The 17,091-nt window shown below is 36.4% G+C and carries 18 protein-coding genes; 8 read left to right on the plus strand and 10 right to left on the minus strand.

Annotation, left to right across the window (positions count from 1 at the left end; genetic code table 11):
- Positions 1-5: 5 nt before the first annotated feature.
- From VHP32_04690 to VHP32_04700, 3 genes are read right to left on the minus strand one after another with little or no spacing between them, the layout of a single operon-like run.
- Positions 6-2,018: a tetratricopeptide repeat protein gene (locus VHP32_04690; GenBank protein ID HEX2787182.1), complete on the minus strand. Its 2,013-nt coding sequence runs from the start codon at positions 2,016-2,018 to the stop codon at positions 6-8.
- A 55-nt stretch (positions 2,019-2,073) separates the two neighbouring features.
- Positions 2,074-2,616, minus strand: coding sequence for a hypothetical protein (locus tag VHP32_04695; protein HEX2787183.1), 543 nt, complete (start codon positions 2,614-2,616; stop codon positions 2,074-2,076).
- 26 nt (positions 2,617-2,642) lie between these two features.
- A complete protein-coding gene (locus VHP32_04700; protein HEX2787184.1) occupies positions 2,643-3,236 on the minus strand; it encodes a hypothetical protein in 594 nt (197 codons plus the stop codon).
- Between the two features lie 388 nt (positions 3,237-3,624).
- Here VHP32_04700 and VHP32_04705 point away from each other — a divergent pair, with 388 nt between their 5' ends.
- Positions 3,625-3,771 carry a hypothetical protein gene (locus VHP32_04705; protein ID HEX2787185.1) on the plus strand — a complete coding sequence of 49 codons (147 nt, stop codon included), beginning with the start codon at positions 3,625-3,627 and terminating at the stop codon, positions 3,769-3,771.
- Positions 3,772-4,045: 274 nt separating this feature from the next.
- Here VHP32_04705 and VHP32_04710 read toward each other — a convergent pair whose 3' ends face one another.
- Positions 4,046-5,281, minus strand: a complete 1,236-nt coding sequence (locus tag VHP32_04710) for a T9SS type A sorting domain-containing protein (protein HEX2787186.1) — start codon at positions 5,279-5,281, stop codon at positions 4,046-4,048.
- A gap of 116 nt (positions 5,282-5,397) precedes the next feature.
- On the opposite strand from VHP32_04710, the gene VHP32_04715 reads away from it, so the two are divergent.
- Positions 5,398-5,907, plus strand: a complete 510-nt coding sequence (locus VHP32_04715; protein ID HEX2787187.1) for a hypothetical protein — start codon at positions 5,398-5,400, stop codon at positions 5,905-5,907.
- A 4-nt stretch (positions 5,908-5,911) separates the two neighbouring features.
- Positions 5,912-7,768: a DNA primase gene (gene dnaG / locus VHP32_04720; GenBank protein ID HEX2787188.1), complete on the plus strand. Its 1,857-nt coding sequence runs from the start codon at positions 5,912-5,914 to the stop codon at positions 7,766-7,768.
- A gap of 65 nt (positions 7,769-7,833) precedes the next feature.
- Here the strand turns inward: dnaG and VHP32_04725 are convergent, their stop codons facing one another.
- From VHP32_04725 to VHP32_04750, 6 genes are all read right to left on the minus strand, one after another.
- Positions 7,834-8,496, minus strand: coding sequence for a YceI family protein (locus VHP32_04725; protein ID HEX2787189.1), 663 nt, complete (start codon positions 8,494-8,496; stop codon positions 7,834-7,836).
- A 28-nt stretch (positions 8,497-8,524) separates the two neighbouring features.
- Positions 8,525-9,085 (minus strand): NAD(P)H-dependent oxidoreductase, encoded by a 561-nt coding sequence (locus VHP32_04730; GenBank protein HEX2787190.1) that lies wholly within the window; start codon positions 9,083-9,085, stop codon positions 8,525-8,527.
- A gap of 1 nt (position 9,086) precedes the next feature.
- Positions 9,087-9,713: an alpha/beta hydrolase gene (locus VHP32_04735; protein ID HEX2787191.1), complete on the minus strand. Its 627-nt coding sequence runs from the start codon at positions 9,711-9,713 to the stop codon at positions 9,087-9,089.
- A 25-nt stretch (positions 9,714-9,738) separates the two neighbouring features.
- The gene (locus VHP32_04740; protein ID HEX2787192.1) at positions 9,739-10,674 is read right to left on the minus strand and encodes a ring-cleaving dioxygenase; all 936 of its coding nucleotides are present in this window, start codon (positions 10,672-10,674) and stop codon (positions 9,739-9,741) included.
- A gap of 43 nt (positions 10,675-10,717) precedes the next feature.
- Positions 10,718-11,155: a MarR family transcriptional regulator gene (locus VHP32_04745; GenBank protein ID HEX2787193.1), complete on the minus strand. Its 438-nt coding sequence runs from the start codon at positions 11,153-11,155 to the stop codon at positions 10,718-10,720.
- Positions 11,156-11,292: 137 nt separating this feature from the next.
- Entirely contained in the window at positions 11,293-12,960 is a 1,668-nt protein-coding gene (locus VHP32_04750) for a GNAT family N-acetyltransferase (GenBank protein ID HEX2787194.1), read from the minus strand.
- A 99-nt stretch (positions 12,961-13,059) separates the two neighbouring features.
- Here VHP32_04750 and VHP32_04755 point away from each other — a divergent pair, with 99 nt between their 5' ends.
- The 5 genes from VHP32_04755 (at position 13,060) to lnt (ending at position 17,052) form a co-directional block, all read left to right on the plus strand.
- Complete coding sequence (locus VHP32_04755; GenBank protein ID HEX2787195.1) at positions 13,060-13,446, plus strand: VOC family protein; 387 nt, start codon at positions 13,060-13,062, stop codon at positions 13,444-13,446.
- 80 nt (positions 13,447-13,526) lie between these two features.
- Positions 13,527-14,177 (plus strand): HAD family acid phosphatase, encoded by a 651-nt coding sequence (locus tag VHP32_04760; GenBank protein ID HEX2787196.1) that lies wholly within the window; start codon positions 13,527-13,529, stop codon positions 14,175-14,177.
- Between the two features lie 65 nt (positions 14,178-14,242).
- Positions 14,243-14,719, plus strand: a complete 477-nt coding sequence (gene ispF, locus VHP32_04765; protein HEX2787197.1) for a 2-C-methyl-D-erythritol 2,4-cyclodiphosphate synthase — start codon at positions 14,243-14,245, stop codon at positions 14,717-14,719.
- 11 nt (positions 14,720-14,730) lie between these two features.
- Complete coding sequence (locus tag VHP32_04770; protein HEX2787198.1) at positions 14,731-15,282, plus strand: phosphatase PAP2 family protein; 552 nt, start codon at positions 14,731-14,733, stop codon at positions 15,280-15,282.
- A 51-nt stretch (positions 15,283-15,333) separates the two neighbouring features.
- Positions 15,334-17,052, plus strand: a complete 1,719-nt coding sequence (lnt, locus tag VHP32_04775; GenBank protein HEX2787199.1) for an apolipoprotein N-acyltransferase — start codon at positions 15,334-15,336, stop codon at positions 17,050-17,052.
- Positions 17,053-17,091: the final 39 nt, after the last annotated feature.

A 17,091-nucleotide genomic window follows, 5' to 3' on the forward strand; every position in this document is an offset into this window, starting at 1 on the left:
AAAAATTATTTCAAAGTATCTGACTGAGTGTTGCTGTTAACAGTATCAGGTATTGAATTTAAAAGACTTAGCGCTTTTGAATTACCGGGGTCAATTATAACTGCCCTGTTGAGATATTTTTTAGCATCAGTCAAATTCCCGCGTCTTAAATTTATATCTCCTAAAGCTATTAATACTTCTTTAAAGTCCGGAAAATATTGAAGTGCTTTCATCAGATTTGCTTCAGCATTTTTTTCATCACCCCCCAATGCATATGCTAACGCAAGCAAATAGTACGTGTAAGAAGAATTGGGTGTGCTTGCAAGGGAACGATTTAACACATTTATTGCCTGTTGATATGCTTTCTGTTGTATCAAATTGCCGGCGTATATATTCATATTTCTGGAATCATTAGAAAGAATCAATGTGGTTTCGGGAATAAATTTATAAATTTCCATTATTTCAGGCTCTAATGAATCAGCTGTTGAGTATAAAGGGTTTTGGTTTACAACTCTATACCACTCTTGTAGAAACACCAGATAAGAAACATTCTTCTGTTTCATATATTCGGTCATTATAACGTTGTAATTACTTTCTTTAAGTTTTGAGATAACCTCCGGAGAGATAAGCCCTGCAACATCCACTATTTTTCTTTGACTGTAAAATCCTATTGCACCTACATCATGAGTGGCAATTATATCATTTTCAGCTGTGTTATCTTTTATCCATAACGCAGCTTTTACATGTCTGTCATAAATATAACGGCATTCTGTGGCATATAGCTGTTTGTTTTGGTTGTAATTAATAGCAGAAATAACAAGAGTTATCCCAACAATCAGAATAAAAAATCCGTTTGCAAAAGAACGGCTGTTGAAGGATGAAGCGAGAATTTGTGAAATGTCACGAAATCCGCGCATTGAAACAAGAATTAAAAAAGGAATAAGCGGCATAAGGTATCTGCCGAATCTGTGCGTATATGGGAGCTTGAACCAATAAATGAAAACCAGACAGAAACAAAATAAAATATAACCGCTGTTTTGATTATACTTTCTTTTTATTAAATCATATACATACTTTAATGTTGAAAATAAAAATCCAATCATAATTATTCCATAAGCACCGGTAGTATAGTATCCCCAAACCTCTTCACTAAGAAAATAGTCCCTTGTTCGCATCATCGGTGCATCAAGTTTTGCGTTGTATGTGTTCGGCAAGAGAGAACCCGAAAGAACGAGATTCATAATAAAATATAGAATTAATATTCCTCCTGCTACTCCCGCAATTTTCATTAAATCATTTTTGGTGAAAAGCTGTAATGATTTGTCCGTCTTTGCGAAGTAAGAGACGATGATGTAATCAATTATGATTGCTCCGTAAAAAGCAACCGCATCGGGACGGGTCCAGAAAGTTAACGCAAAAAGAATTGCAAACGGAATGGCTTTTCGTTTTTTGTAAAAATAAAATCCGGCAATCAGAAAAAAGATATACATCGTTGTTTCCATTCCGCTGTCGGCAATGAAATTCATCCATTTATCGAGAATGAAAATTCCCGTGCATGCGAGCGCGAAATAATTTTCCTTGCCGAACTCAAATGAACTTAGCTTATAAAATGCAATGACCGAACAAATTAAAAAAGCTATGCCGAGGACATAGCTGAGAATCATTTCATTTTTAGTTATGAAAAATCCTGCGGCAAGAAGAATTGTATAAACAGGCGATGTGGAGCCGGCAGTTGCCATTTCGTTTTTGAAATATGAGAAACTTCCGTACTCGGCGAGATTTTTTGCAAACGTAAGATGAATCCAGGGGTCATCAAGCGGAAAGCTGCTGACTCCGTTCTGCGAATTTGCGTAGCTGATGTAATATATAGAGAGAACTGCCGAAATTATCGCAAGAATTACATAAATAAGCAGTTTTTGTGTTTTCTGCGGCTCAAACGGAACAGTTATATTGACTTCTGTTTTCTGAGCTTTACCCTGTTTTTGGGATGCCGGTTTCTGTGCTTGTGCTTTTTTCTGTGACGGTTTTTTAGACATCATTCAAATTATCAATCAAAATATCAATTTGAAAGACGTATTTAAACAGAAAAAGGAGTTACCCCACACTTACCCAGTCATCTGTACCGGTTGTCCCTTTTGAAATATAGATAGCATCGGTAGCAGTGTCTATATATATGCTTCCGGTTTTTGCGGGTGCTGAGCCGGGAGCGCCTTCACCTTCGACAATCAGAGCAAGTCCATCGCGGAGCGTGCTGACCTTAATCATTTTTTTATCGTTTCCGCCCTCTGAATCTTCAATGAGAAAAATATCGTTTTCATGTATGGAAGTTTTTTCATCAAGCCCGGATATCTGGTCGGATTTATCCATTCTGATGGTATCGGAAAGAAATTCTTCGCGAGTGATTTTCTTTTTGCTGTTTGCATCGTCCGAATCTTCAATCATAATAATATCATCGTCTGCAATCGCTTCTTTGCTGTCAACAGATTCAATCTGATTTGGTTTATCAATGCGCACTGCTTTTGCGAGCAGATTGTCGAGGGTGATGCGTTTTGTTTCTCCTCCCGAAACAACGGGAAGAATATCGCTGTCACCGATTTCGGTGAGCTCGGTTAGTTCTGAAATTTTATTTGCTGCCATGTTTTTAAATGTGAATTTGTGAGTATTTATAAGAGAATTAATTCGTTTGATTGTGTTAAGATATAATCATGCTGCTCGTTGGTCAGAAATTTTACGTTGCTTACCTCTATATTCGGAATGCCGGTATTAACTTCGTGCCATAATATTGAACTTCCGGGATTAGTCAGTTGAATTTTGCTTTTAAATTTAAAAACCAAATCTTTATTGCCGGGTGAGTTCACGCCGCCGTAATGCTCTCCAAGAACCAGCTGTTCTTCGGAATCATCTACAACATAAAAAAACCTGGACTGTTCTTTGTGCGGATACAACAGAACAGTAAAATCTTTCTGAAGATAATGCAAGACCTGAATGAGTTTCACTATTTCAGATGATTGAGCAAGTGTGGAATAATCAAGCGTCCAGAAATATTCGGCATACTGAAATTTTCGAATATAGGTTCCATTATAAAGCTTATGCTCAGTGTAATTTTGTTGGAGATATTCGGTCAATGCCTGGTATCTTAATGAAAGTGTTATGATTAACCAGTTTTGTGACGACGGAATCCAGATTTTGAAAAAAGGAGAATCATAACCATTCGTCATCTCCGAGTAAAACGTTCGCTGCAACCGGTCTGAAAACATTCTTAGAGTAGTAATTACTCAAAGCAATTTTACTTAAACCGCCGCGCCGGGAAATTAATCTTAAAACATTTAAATCAATGGAAGCATTAGCAGATACTGCGGTTGAAAAACCGAAGCCGAAATCTTTTCGCTTAAAATTAAAACAATATTATAATGTTCAGCATCCGGTGCACGGAAATTTTTTCGGACGATTAACTTTCTTAAGCCGAAGGAACAATTATGCAGAATTTGAAGTAATCGTAAATAGGACTGAATTTAAATTCATCCCCGCGTCACTCAGCAGTTGCCGAATTAAACAACATTCTAAGGAGGAATTAGAGCCATGAAATGTCCTCATTGCAATACTATGCTTATAACTTACCCTAAGACAAAAAGGAATTATAAGATAGTGAAGACAACCCCACTAAGCACAGTCAGAATAAGAGTTGCTTTATGTCTGACATGCTGCAATACATTTTTAACAGAAGAAAAAGTTTCCATTGAAGCTCCGGTGAAATATATTTCTGCCGAAGAAGATGATGAATTTTATCAATAAATGAATTGGTGAAGTGAGTTGAAAAGATAAATTGCCTGAAGCTTTGTAAGATAGTGTTCGAGAGTTTTCCCAGCCCTTAGTTTAAGCCAGCCGAAGATTCCCGCCTTACATATTTATACCCCGCTATTCCTCACACAACACTTTGTAACCCTGGTGCTGTAAAAGTGGTCAGGGTCAAAGTTTCTTTCATATCACGAAACCACAAAAGCACAAAACTGTTTCATAAATAATTAACAATTTCGTGTTTTTGTGGATTTTGTGTTAAACTTAAGCTTTATTTCACAAGCATCATGCTTTTGCTCTGAACAAACTTCATGCTCATTCCGTCCTGTGCAAAAACTTCAAGCTTATAAAAATACATTCCGCTTGAAAGATTGTTTGCATTCCAGTTAACTTCGTAACTGCCGCTGTTCAAATGTTTATTGACAGGGACATCGGCTATTCGTCCAAGAATGTCAAAAATCGTCAGTTTTACATAAGCGTTTGTTGTTAAATCAAATTTTATGTGTGTAGCAGGGTTAAAAGGATTAGGATAGTTCTGGTATAAATTAAATTTCTCGGGTTGTGTTGAGCTGATTGGATTGATAGACATCGGGTTGCCGAACTTGAACGTTGCAAATACGGGAATATGGTCTGCGGCATAATGAAGCGCGTCAGCGATTGAATCTGCGACTGCAAGGTTCGGACGCTTGTTTATGCTGTCATTATAATGCTGTCCGTCATTGCCGTAAGGCGTGAGCGAATTATTTACATAAATAATTCTTCCGTTTGTTGCCATTGCGTTGGAATATAAAATCATGTCGAATCTGTCATCCATTCCGCCATTTGACCCGCCACCAAATGCCCGCACTCTTGGTGACTGCGTGTGATATATTGCATAACTTGGGATGTTCCATGTTCCGGGCATATTCAATGCATCAACAAAATGTCCCTGCTGATTTCCGTTCACTTGCAAAAGCTTTTGGTAAGCAGATTCGGTTGCACCGTAAATATTAAAATCACCACACACAAGATAACAGGAATTTACAGAAAGCTGATTTGTAATTTTTCTTAAGCTGTCAACTTCTGCAGCGCGCTGAAGTTCGTTTGCGCTTCCTTCGCTTGCCTTCAGGTGAACTGCATATATGCGAAGCGTATCCATAGGGTAATTAACGTGAATAATCTTAAATTCGTTTATGTCGCGCAAAGCGGTTTGTATAACCCTGTTGCCGAGAAAAATAAATTTACCGGTTTTAAAAAAAATTCCGTTATCGGTATCGGGTCCGTTTATGAATGTTCCTGCACTCCATTGACTTCCTGTCTGGTTAAGAACGTTGTTTAAAAAATTATCCATGCCTGCCTGTGACTGCATCTCGCCGACTACCAAAACATCGGGATTGGAATTTCTTATAATTGTTCTGAAATACGGATTTCGGGTATTGGCATCCGAACCGGGATAGTTAAGGATGTTGTATGACATAATTCTCACGTTTTCCTGCGAATAGACGCTTCCAACGGTGAAAAAAATCAATAAAATGTAAAAATATTTGCTGTAAAATTTCAAATTTGTTTCTTTTAAAATAGCTTTTAAGATATTAATTTATGGTATCTATATAAACACCAAAATTTGTTTAACATTCCTGTTAAATGAGTAAAGTTACCTCAAACAAAGAATTATATAAAGCTTCTAAAGAGTATGTAAAAAAATATTTAATTTGGAGAAAAAAATTAAGAGATTTTGGAGATTCGTGTCATTATTTGTCAGGTAATGATAATATTATTGGTAGAATAGGAGAGATGATTGTTATGAGATATTATGAAAACAGAGGAATTAAATTAGAAAAACCACCGATAACTAATAATCCAGGTTATGATTTATTTAATAAAAATGAAAAATTATATATTTCAGTTAAAACCATTACCGATGAAAATAAAAGAGGAACTGGATCTGGATTAGGTTTAAATAAGAAGTGGACAGATTTAATTATAGTTGAAATTAATGCAACATTTAAAGTAAATCGAGTATGTATTATATCAAAGGCGGATTTTAAAAGTTACAACAAACGAAAGCATCCTGTTGTTGACAGAAAATTTTTTGATAAAAAAGAACTCAAAAAAATTATTATACCTAGTTTTAAATTAAAAACTTACTTATAGTTTAATGCTCATACCTCCCGATAAGCTTGATGAAATCGCTTCGGCGAATGATATAATTGACGTGATGTCGTCGTATATCCACGTGAAAAAACGCGGAAAGTCGTTTCTTGCGCTGTGTCCGTTTCATCCCGATAAAAATCCTTCGATGAGCATCTCTCAAGAGAAGCAGGTTTATCATTGTTTCTCGTGCGGGGCGAGTGGAAATGTTTTTAAGTTTCTCGAGAACTACGAGAAAATAACTTTTGCTGAAGCGGCGATGAAGCTTGCCGAGCGCGCAGGAATTACAATTCACATAAATAAATCCAAGCCCGACGTATCGAACGAAGTTGCTCTGCAATATGAAATCAATAAACAGGCGGCGAAATATTTTTATCATGTGCTGAAAGGGCTTTCGGGAAGCGAGAGGGAATTTGTTTTTAATTATCTGAAAGAGCGCGGGATAAAAGGACGAACGCTGATAATTTTCGGACTTGGCTTTGCGCATAAGGACTGGAACTCGCTTTATAATCATTTTGCGGAAGATAATATGTTCCGTCCTGAAGATATCGAGGCGGCGGGACTTATTATAAAATCCGAAAAAGAAAATTCGCAGAATAAATTTTATGACCGCTTCAGAGGGAGACTGATGTTTCCGATTTTTAATGAAAGCGGAAAGGTCGTTGCGTTCGGCGGAAGGCAGATGTTTGAAGATGACAAGCTTGCGAAATATATTAACTCACCTGAATCTAAAGTTTATAACAAAAGCAGAATTTTATACGGACTGAACTTTGCGCGGGATTACATTCGCGCGCTTGATTACGTGGTGCTTGTCGAGGGTTACTTCGATGTGATTTCGCTTCATCAGGCGGGAATACGCAACGTTGTTGCATCAAGCGGAACTGCGCTTACCGAAGAACAGATAAAATTAATTTCTCGGTATACTAATAATATTGTTCTTATATATGATTCCGACCTTGCGGGAATAAAAGCATCGAAGCGTGGGATTGAGCTTGTGCTTGAAGCGGGGCTTGACCTCAGCATTGTTTCTCTGCCTGATGGTGAAGACCCCGATTCTTATGTAAGGAATCACGGAAAGGAAAAATTTGAGGCTGCCATCAACACAAAAAAATCAGTAATAAATTTCATTGCGGATTTATATAAAAAAGAAAATAAGCTGAGTTCGGTTAATGATAAGGTTGCGTTCATAAAAGAGATTATAAGCTATGTAGTGAAAATGCCGGATAAAATTAAACAGGCGTTTTATATTAAAGAGCTTGCTGATTTGCATAAGCTTTATGAATCAGATTTGCGTGATGAGTTGATTAAGCAATCGAAAGAACTCAGACCGAGACAAGTTAATCAAAACATAAAAACAGAACAAAAACAAACAGTTGCGACGAAGAAAATTGACAAGAATGTTATTCCGGCGTGTGAGCGTGAGTTGATAGAGTTGATTCTTAACTGCGACCAGGATGTACTTGATTATATTTTTGACAAAATCGATTTGTCGCTAATTAGCAATAAGCATATTAATATTATTCTGAAAGAGTTCTGGGAAGATTACATTAACGAAGGAAAGATTGATGTCGCTAAAGTTATGAATAAGTTACAAGATGATGAGGCAGTGAAACTTCTCGCGCAGCTTTCAAGTGATAAGTTTCAGTTGAGCGCAATGGAAAACGATTCAAGGTATACATTACTTGCAAATCCCAGCAAGACAAAAACCAACTATATGAAGTTTGCCTTAGACCTGTTAAGAAAATTTATCGAAGTGGAGTATGATATTAAAAGAGATGAAATGCGAAAAACTCAAGCTGACCCGCTTGAGCTTATGAATCTGGCAAAAGAGAAGAAGAAGAAATTGGAGTCGCTTACCCTTTAACGGGTAGGACAGACATTCCAGTCTGTCCCGACAGGCAAGAATGCCTGTCGTACCCGAAGGTTGTTTTAATTAGTCATCAAGTCTAATTCAATATTAAAGTTATCGTGTATAGCTTTATCACCAATACCTTCAAAAAACTTTCCTGAACCATATTTAATGTCATATTCTGTTCTGTCTATATCAAAAGTTGCCTTTGCGGTCACTTTTCCGTTGTTCACCTGAATGTTTGCAGGGAACTGAACCGGCTTTGTGATTCCTTTGATTGTAAGGTTGCCCTTAATTGTGTTTGTTGCACCATTTGTGCCGGGACCAATTTCAGTAATTACAAAACTTGATGTTGGATTACTTTCAACACTAAAAAAATCATTAGACTTTAAATGACCCGTAAGTTTTTGATTTGACTCGCCGGTTAAATCACTAACGGTTATAGTATTCATATCAATATTAAAATTACCGCCGGTTACTTGTCCGTTCTGAACATAAATCGTACCGTCTTTTATTTTAACCGTTCCGTTATGCTTTCCCGTAACCTTCGATGCTTTCCAGTTAACAATGCTGTTGTTCACGTCAACAGTTGTTTGTGTTCCGCTGTTCGATGCTGCAGTTAGAGTTACGTTATCATTGTTTCCGGCTGCATTTTTGTTTGCGTTCTGGCTTTCTCCGCAAGCCATTATGATAAATGCAAGCAGAACTATGAATGTGCCTAATAAATAATTTTTTGTTTTCATGATTTTTATTATTTAAGTTTAAAAATTTTTATTTTTTGAAAATTAAAATCCATTCTTTGAATCTCTCAATGTATTTCTCTAAAACTTTTTTTGTTATTTCATCGATAAGGTTTCCGTCTTTATCGAATTTTTCCATTGCTCGAGTAACATAAATCTCGGGTTTCGGCATCACGTTGGTTTCTATGAATAGCGATACAGTTCGCAGATTCGCCTGAGCGCGGATGGTGCCCCCCAGTCCGGTTGTTGCACCGACCATGCTCATAGGTTTTCCGAAGAAGGGCTTGCTTTCCAAACGTGAAAGCCAGTCGATGAAATTTTTCAATCCGCCGGGAATGCCGTAGTTGTATTCAGGAGTTGCAAACAAAACTGCATCAGCTTGTTTTATTTTTTCACCGATTTCCGTAATGCTTGCCGGAAAACCTTTTGACTCCTGTATATCATAATTATAAATCGGGATATCAGGCATTTCAATTATTTCCATTTCCATATCCTGCGGAAACATTTTCTGAATGTTTCTTAACAGCATTTTATTGTAAGAGTTTTTTCTTAAGCTCCCTGCAAATCCAATTACTTTAATTTTGTTATTCATATCATTTTGAAAAATTTTTCTGAAACCATTTTAAAGACAATTCAATATCTTCATTTGTAAGGTTATGACCGCTGTTTATAACATTGTAATCAACCTTAGCCCCGTATGACTGAAGTTCATCAGCCCAGCTTTTGCTTTCAGGAAGCGAGACAGCAAAATCATTTCTGCCTGCGCTTATGAATACAGGTATTTCCGGAAAATTAATTTTTTCTTGAACATCAAACGGTTTCATTGGTCTGAACTGAATCATTCCCGAAAGAAAATCGGGATAAGTAAGCATAATGCTTCCCGCGATGTTTGCACCGTTTGAATATCCGAGTGCGATGATTTTAATTTTGTCAATTCCGAATTCATCTGAAGCAGAAACGAGATAATCATAAAGCTCTTTTGTTCTGAGCTTCAGATCATCCATATCGAACACACCTTCAGCAAGACGCTTGAAGTATCGCGGCATCCCGCCTTCAAGAACTTTGCCTCTGACACTGAGCAGGTTAACATCCTTTCCGAATAATCTTCCTATATCAACGAGGTCATTCTCATCCCCGCCCGTGCCGTGAAGCAAAAGTATTGTATAACTATCTTTCTTATTTTTCGCAGGTATAAATATATGATGAAATTGTTCTTTCATTTTTTATTTTATCTCTAAGTCTAATTTAATCTAACTTTGGCAAAACGCTTTCGATTTCTGCGCGCTTGCTTTCATACATCGGAGGAAGCTTTAAAGTGCTTCCGAGATTATCAACGCTTTCATCTACAGTCATACCCGGCTGGTCGGTTGCGATTTCAAAAAGCACACCGCCAGGCTCTCTGAAATAAACAGACTTGAAATACATTCTGTCTATCTGCGGAGTAATGTTGTATCCTCTGTCAGCCAAAATTTCTCTGAACGCCATTTGTTCTTCATCATTCTTTGCTCTGAAAGCAACATGATGAACCGAACCGCCTGCAACGTTACCTATGGACTCACCGGGAACAGCAACAAGGTCGATGTAGTTTGCATTTTCATTTGAATCAGCCGCAAATCTGAAGCGGTTAACTTTTTCATCTATGAGCTTATAACCAAAAACATCAGTTAACAGTTTTGCAGTTTTATCGATATTTTTCAAAGTAAGGGTTGTTCCGTAAAAACCTTTGATTGCGGCTTCTGCAGGAACTCCGCCTTTAACGTATTGCTCTCTGTCGTCTTCTCTGTCAGAAATTACGAACTCAAGCTTAAGACCGTCAGGGTCAAGGACAACGAGATAACTTTCGTTGAATCTGTCAGAAGGTTTATTGTATAAAACATTATGTTCATCAACTCTCTTAAGCCAGTAATCAAATGAACCCTTAGGAACTGAAAATTGAATTTCAGTTGCCTGTGCTATGCCTCTTCTTCCGACGGTAATTCCTTCCCACGGAAAGAAAGTAAGCAATGTTCCGGGTTCGGCAGGTTCGTTGCCATAATAAAAATGATAAGTATATGGGTCATCGAAGTTCACGGTTTTCTTAACGAATTTCATTCCGAGCACTTTTGTATAGAAGTCATAGTTTCGCTGAGCGTTTCCGGATATAGCCGTTATGTGATGAATTCCACTGATTTTGTTTTTCATTTTCGTAATTTATTTGTTGTAACACATATTAACAGAAATTTTTTTAATTTTGTTCCGAATATATTTTTTCGCATATATTCGAGAGTGTTTCGCACTCTTTTTCCGAAATACTCTCGAATAACTTATTTGTTAAAGCAGAAACTTTCTTGTTAAGCTCATCGAGAAGCTCTATGCCTTTCGGAGTTATGACTGCAACGGACATTCGCGCGTCTTCTTTTCCTTTTACTCTTTTGACGAGCTTCTTTGTGATTAAACGGTCGATTAATCTTGTTATATCCGGAGAAGGGTCAATCATTCGTGTAATGATTTCACATCTCGGATGACCGTCAGGATAAACCCCTTTTAATATTCTCAGAACATTAAACTGCGACATTGTTAAATCATATTGAGAAAAAAGTTCATCGTGCTTCTTCCTAATAAAAGTATCAACAACAGCAAGGTTCAAGATTGCCTCGACTCTTTTGTCAGGAGTCTTACTCATTTTTAACCATTTATTTAAACCTTCACCCATATAAAATATATAATTATGTGTTACAACAAATATATATAAAATAAATGTGTGTGTCAACACATAAATCAATGTGCAATTAGCAATGAACAATGTGCAATGGAAATTGTTTACTTGTTTTTGAAAAGCAGACTGCTGTCGCCGAAGCTGAATAGACGGTAGTCTTTTTCCAAGGCGTGTTTATAGATTTTTCGCCAATTTTCGCCTATAAATGCGGAAACGAGGAGTAAAAGTGTACTTTGCGGCTGATGGAAATTGGTGATTAAAGCATCAACCATTTTAAATTTATATCCCGGCACTATTAATAGAGAGGTAGATGCGGTTATTTTGTCCAGGTTATTCTTTTCCATAAAATCGAGAATGGTTTTTAGCGCAAATTTTTTCGGGACATCATACTCTGTTTCATAAGGCATCCATTGGTTTATTTTAATTTCTTGTGCTTCGTCCGTGATTTTTTTATTGAGAATCAGATAACTAATCCAATACAAGCTTTCAAGTGTGCGCAGGCTTGTGGTTCCCGTGCTTATGACAAAATCACGTTCATATAAATCTTCGATGATTTTTTTGTTAATGATAATCCATTCGGGATGCATTTTATGTTTCCCGATTGTTTCGCCTTTCACAGGCAGAAACGTTCCAGCGCTTACATGAAGCGTAACAAAATCCTGTTTAATATTTTTTTCATTAAGCTTGTTCATAAACTCGGGTGTGAAATGCAAACCTGCGGTGGGTGCAGCAACAGAACCCTCCTGATTTGCATAGATGGTCTGATATTTTTCATCATCGGATTTCTCTGCATCACGCTTTATGTATGGCGGTAGCGGAGTCATTCCGAAGATATTTACAATTTCACTGAAGTTCAGATATGCCGGCTCCCATATAAACTCAACAATAAATTTATTAGATAGAAAGTTCTTTTTTGCTTTCAGTATTATTTTTGTATATCCGTTGTCAATTATTTTTGTAAGAACGGGCTCTTTCCATTTTCTCAAATTCCCGACCATGCATTCCCATTTTGCATGTCCCTTTGTGTTGAATGCTTTTGTATAATCTTTTGTATCGAAAGGTTCAATAATAAATAATTCAATCTTGGTTCCTTCTGATGTTTCAAAGAAAATCCGTGCATGAACGACTTTTGAATCGTTAAAGACAATCAAGGAATCTTCCGGAAAGTAATTTAATGCATTATAAAATTTATCATCGATAATTTTTCCGTCTTTATATATAAGTAGCTTTGCATTATCGCGCTTTTCTTCGGGGTAGTAGGCAATTTTTTCAAACGGAATTCTATAAGAATATTTTTTTATTTCGATGTCACGGACAGATTTTGATAAAGAGGATTTTTTTAAGCGGAGCATCATTACAAAATGCGGACCAATGTCTGGCATACCGAATTCATCGGAAATAATCTCAAAATTATTTTTCAGATAAAAATTTACAGCCGTGCTTCTTGCGTTGCACCATATATAGTCACCGTTAAGCTCTTTAACTTTTTCAATTAAGTTGTTCAGAATTGCATTTCCATAACCTTTATTCTGAAGTTCATTTTCAGTTGCCATTCCGCGCAGACGGTAACCGGTTCCCGTAGTATTTTTATAATTTTCTTTATATAAAGAGGCAATCGAAACAACATTATCGTTTTCTATTACACCGAAATGAATCGTTGTTTCGTCTTCATCGTGAGGAAAACGGGACTTTTCAGTAATGCCATTGCGGAGAATTTTTGCCCGCAGAGGAATTATTTGTTCTATATTTATCTGTTTTATCAGCAAATCCATTATGTTTCAGAATAATGTAATTGTAAAATATATGTAATTTAGGGAATTTGATTATACTTATTTAGTCGCTTATATATTCTCATATACAAAATTTAATTTATGAAAGCTCAATTTATTCTTTATGTAAAAGACCAGACCCGGAGTAAAAATTTTTATCAAAGATTACTCAATATAAAACCAAGTCTGGACGTTCCGGGAATGACTGAGTTTGAGTTATCAGAAGAATGTAAAATAGGTTTAATGCCTGAGGACGGGATTGCAAAAATATTATCGGGACAAGTCCCGCATCCTTCTGAAGGAAACGGTATTCCGCGCTGTGAATTGTATCTGTATGTTCAGGATATTCAGCAATATTTTGACAGAGCAATTAAGTCATCCGCTAAATTAATAAGTGATATACAAAACCGTGACTGGGGAGACAAAGCGTGCTATTTTGCAGATCCTGATGGCCATATAATTGCATTTGCAGAAAGAATTTCAGAATGATTGAACATTTCACGGTTGATTTTTGGATTTTATCTGCGCGCAGGAGTTATTATGTTAACATTTTATAACAAAATTTTTACGTGAAAATTAAAAGCCTGATTGTTTTTTTATTCTTTCTATTTACTTCAGCAATTTATGCTCAGGATTATTTTCTTCTGACCCAGGAAGGAGATGTTTTTAATTATTATAAATCCGGCGGCCACGATGCTGAACTCAATGTAATCATTGATGAAGTAATTCCTTATCTCGATAAAATTCCCATTGACACCGGAAAAACCGCGATTGTTTTTGATTTAGATGAAACACTGCTCTCGAATGTTATGCTTTATGAACGCTTATATCTAAACAATGAACAGTTTTATGATACTACCTGGTCAAATTGGGTCGAAGGATTAAATTCTTTTGCGCTTCCAACAAAAAGATTATACGATTATGTTGTAAGTAGAGGTTTTGTAATCATCTTTATCACAGGCAGTAACGATAATCTCCAGCCATACATTGCAAAAAACTTAACCCGCAACGGTTATAATACTTATGCTGAATTCATTTGCAGACCCAAGGAATTTTATAACTCAACCGCTCTTGAATATAAAAGTTATTTCAGAAAAAAATTAACGGAAGAAAAAGGATATAATATAGTCGCAAATGCGGGCGACCAGTACAGTGACATGGGCGGCGGTAACAGCGGAATGTTCATCCGCATTCCGAATTATTTATATTATATAAAGTAATTTTTAAATAAAAATTCCCCTCTTGAGAGGGATGGCACCGATGTAATCGGTGACGGGGTGTGTAAATGGCATACAGAACAGGACTTGGATATGACGTTCATAAACTTGCAAAAAGGCGCAAACTTATTCTGGGTGGAGTTGAAATCCCGCATACGATGGGACTGGACGGGCATTCCGATGCAGATGTTTTGCTTCATGCAATATGCGATGCAATACTGGGAGCGGCAGGGTTTGAGGACATAGGACATCAGTTTCCGAATACCGATGTAAAATATAAAAATATTTCGAGCTTAATTCTTTTAAAAGAATCATATAAACTTGTTAAGAAAAAATGGAAAGTTGAAAACATAGACTGCATGATAATTCTCGAAGAGCCGAAGATTTATAAATACGTTCCCGAAATGAAAAAAAATATTTCAAAGATTTTAAAAACAAAAAACATTTCCATCAAAGCAACTACATCCGAGGGACTCGGGTTTGTCGGACAAAAAAAGGGATGCGCTGCATATGCGACCGCGCTACTTAAAAACAACTCAAAGTAACTGATTAATTAATGCTCGAATTTCTCAACTCAATAGATACTTCTGTATTTTATTTCATAAATAAGACTCTCGCCAATCCTGTAACGGATAAGCTGATGCCGTTCATTACGGAAAATAATCACTGGACAATTTTTTATGTTATCATTTTACTCTATCTGTTAATTAAAGGCGGAGCAAAAGGACGTGTTGCGGTTATTCTTGTTCTGATTTTGATTTTTTTAACCGACCAGTCAACTAATTTTCTTAAAGAATTTATCGGGCGGCTTCGTCCTTGTCAGGCATTGCCGGATGTTAATTTGTTAGTCGGATGCAATAGTCCGTATGGCTTGCCGTCAAATCATGCAGTAAATAATTTTGCTGCGGCAACTTTATTTTCTCATTTTTACCCAAACTTTACATTTGTTTTATATCTCACGGCATCGATTATGGCTCTTGCGCGCATATTCGTCGGAGTTCATTATCCGTTTGATGTTATTGCCGGTGCGGTATGGGGTTCAATAGTTGCTTTAATTTTAATCGCACTATGGAATTTAGTGAACTCAAAACTGAAGATTGTTAAATAGAATTTAAATATATGAGACGCAAAATTTTGCGTCTCTACCAAAAACGAATTTTTGAATTTAATAAATTTTTTTAAATCTCGTCCGTATTTACTTTGCATTCTTACGGGAATTTTATTCGGCATATCATTCCCTCCGCTTAATATATATCCCGCTGTATTTATTGCTGTTGCTCTTTATATATACATTTTGACTCAATGCGAAAGCTATAAACAGGTTATCAGGCGAACCTATATTTTGTTTTTTGTATTTGAGCTTATTGCAGTGTCGTGGATTATGCTGAGCGCCTTTAATGAAGGCGCAGACTGGTTCATCGCAATCGGCGGGTTTTTCACGCTTATTATTCATCCGTTTTTATTTTATGTAATACCTTCGATAGTTTTATTTTTCTTCTACCGAACCCTTAAAAAATATAATCATCAAACTCTTTTCATATTTATTTTTCCGTTTGTATGGGTTGGGTTTGAATATTTCCAGACACTCGGGCAGATAAATTTTCCGTGGCTTTTCCTTGCATATACGCAGACATATAATCTCAGTAAAATTCAGTTCATCGAAGTTACTGGAATGTTTGGTCTTTCATTTTGGATTTGTATCATAGGGTGTTTGCTTTATAAACTTTTATTTTTTATTTACAGCGGAAGAAAGAACACAGCTAAATTAATTATATTAATTTCTTTTATAGTAGTCATATACTTGCTTCCCGATTGTTTTAATTTTTTATTTATTAATAGAACGAGTTTATCAAATGTTGAACAAAACCCGATAAAAGAAGAAATTCAGGTAAGCATAATTCAGCCAAATGTTAATCCATGGAAGAAATGGGGCTCACAGATAAATCAAATCACCGAAGATTATGCGAACCAAATTCGTGAAGCCGCGTCACAAGAACCAAAACCGGATTTAATAATACTTCCCGAGACTGCTTTTCCATATTATTTACGGTATGATTATTATGATTCGCACTATAAAATAATTCAGAATGTTGTTGACAGTATTGATATTCCTGTGCTTACTGGAACACCTGATTTGTTTGTTTATCCTGATGTTAACTCTGCTCCTCCCGATGCAAGAACGCTCAACAGCAAAGGAGAGAAATATGATGTGTTTAATTCTGCTGTTTTAATTGAACCCGGCATGCATAAGGATTCATTGATGGTTCATAATAAAGCAAAGCTTGTGATTGCAAGTGAGCGAATGCCATATCAGGAAAAGCTTACTTTTCTTCAAGACATGATTAAATGGAGCGTGGGTCTGAGTTCGTTTCAGATGGGACAGGATACAACCGTTTTCAGCATTATCGTACCAAGAGAAGCAGACACCGGTATTATAAGGACATTTGAAATGGATACTGTGTATAACTTTAATGCTGCTATTTGTTATGAGTCGGTTTACCCCGAGTTTGTTGCAGATTATGTCCGCAAAGGATCGGAGTTCATTGTCATAATCACAAACGACGGTTGGTGGGGAAAGCTGTTTGGAGTTTATCAGCATAACCAATATGCCGTTCTTCGTGCAGTAGAAAACCGCAGATGGATTGCGCGTTGTGCTAATACAGGTATTTCCGATTTCATTTCTCCTTATGGGGACATGTTTGATGCAACAGAGGTTAATGTTAAAACAATTATCTCAAAAAAAATCGAAGCAAGAGATTTTCAAACTATATATACGATGTATGGTGATATACTCGGAAGATTTAGCATGTATTCAATTGTTGTATTATTTCTTTTCTTTATGTTTCTTCGATTCAGACATAAGAATTCTCAAAACTAATCATAATTTTTAAACTTTAATTTTTAATCTGTTAATCCA

This window comes from Ignavibacteria bacterium (assembly GCA_036262055.1).
Lineage (GTDB): Bacteria > Bacteroidota > Ignavibacteria > Tepidaquicellales > Tepidaquicellaceae > DATAJP01.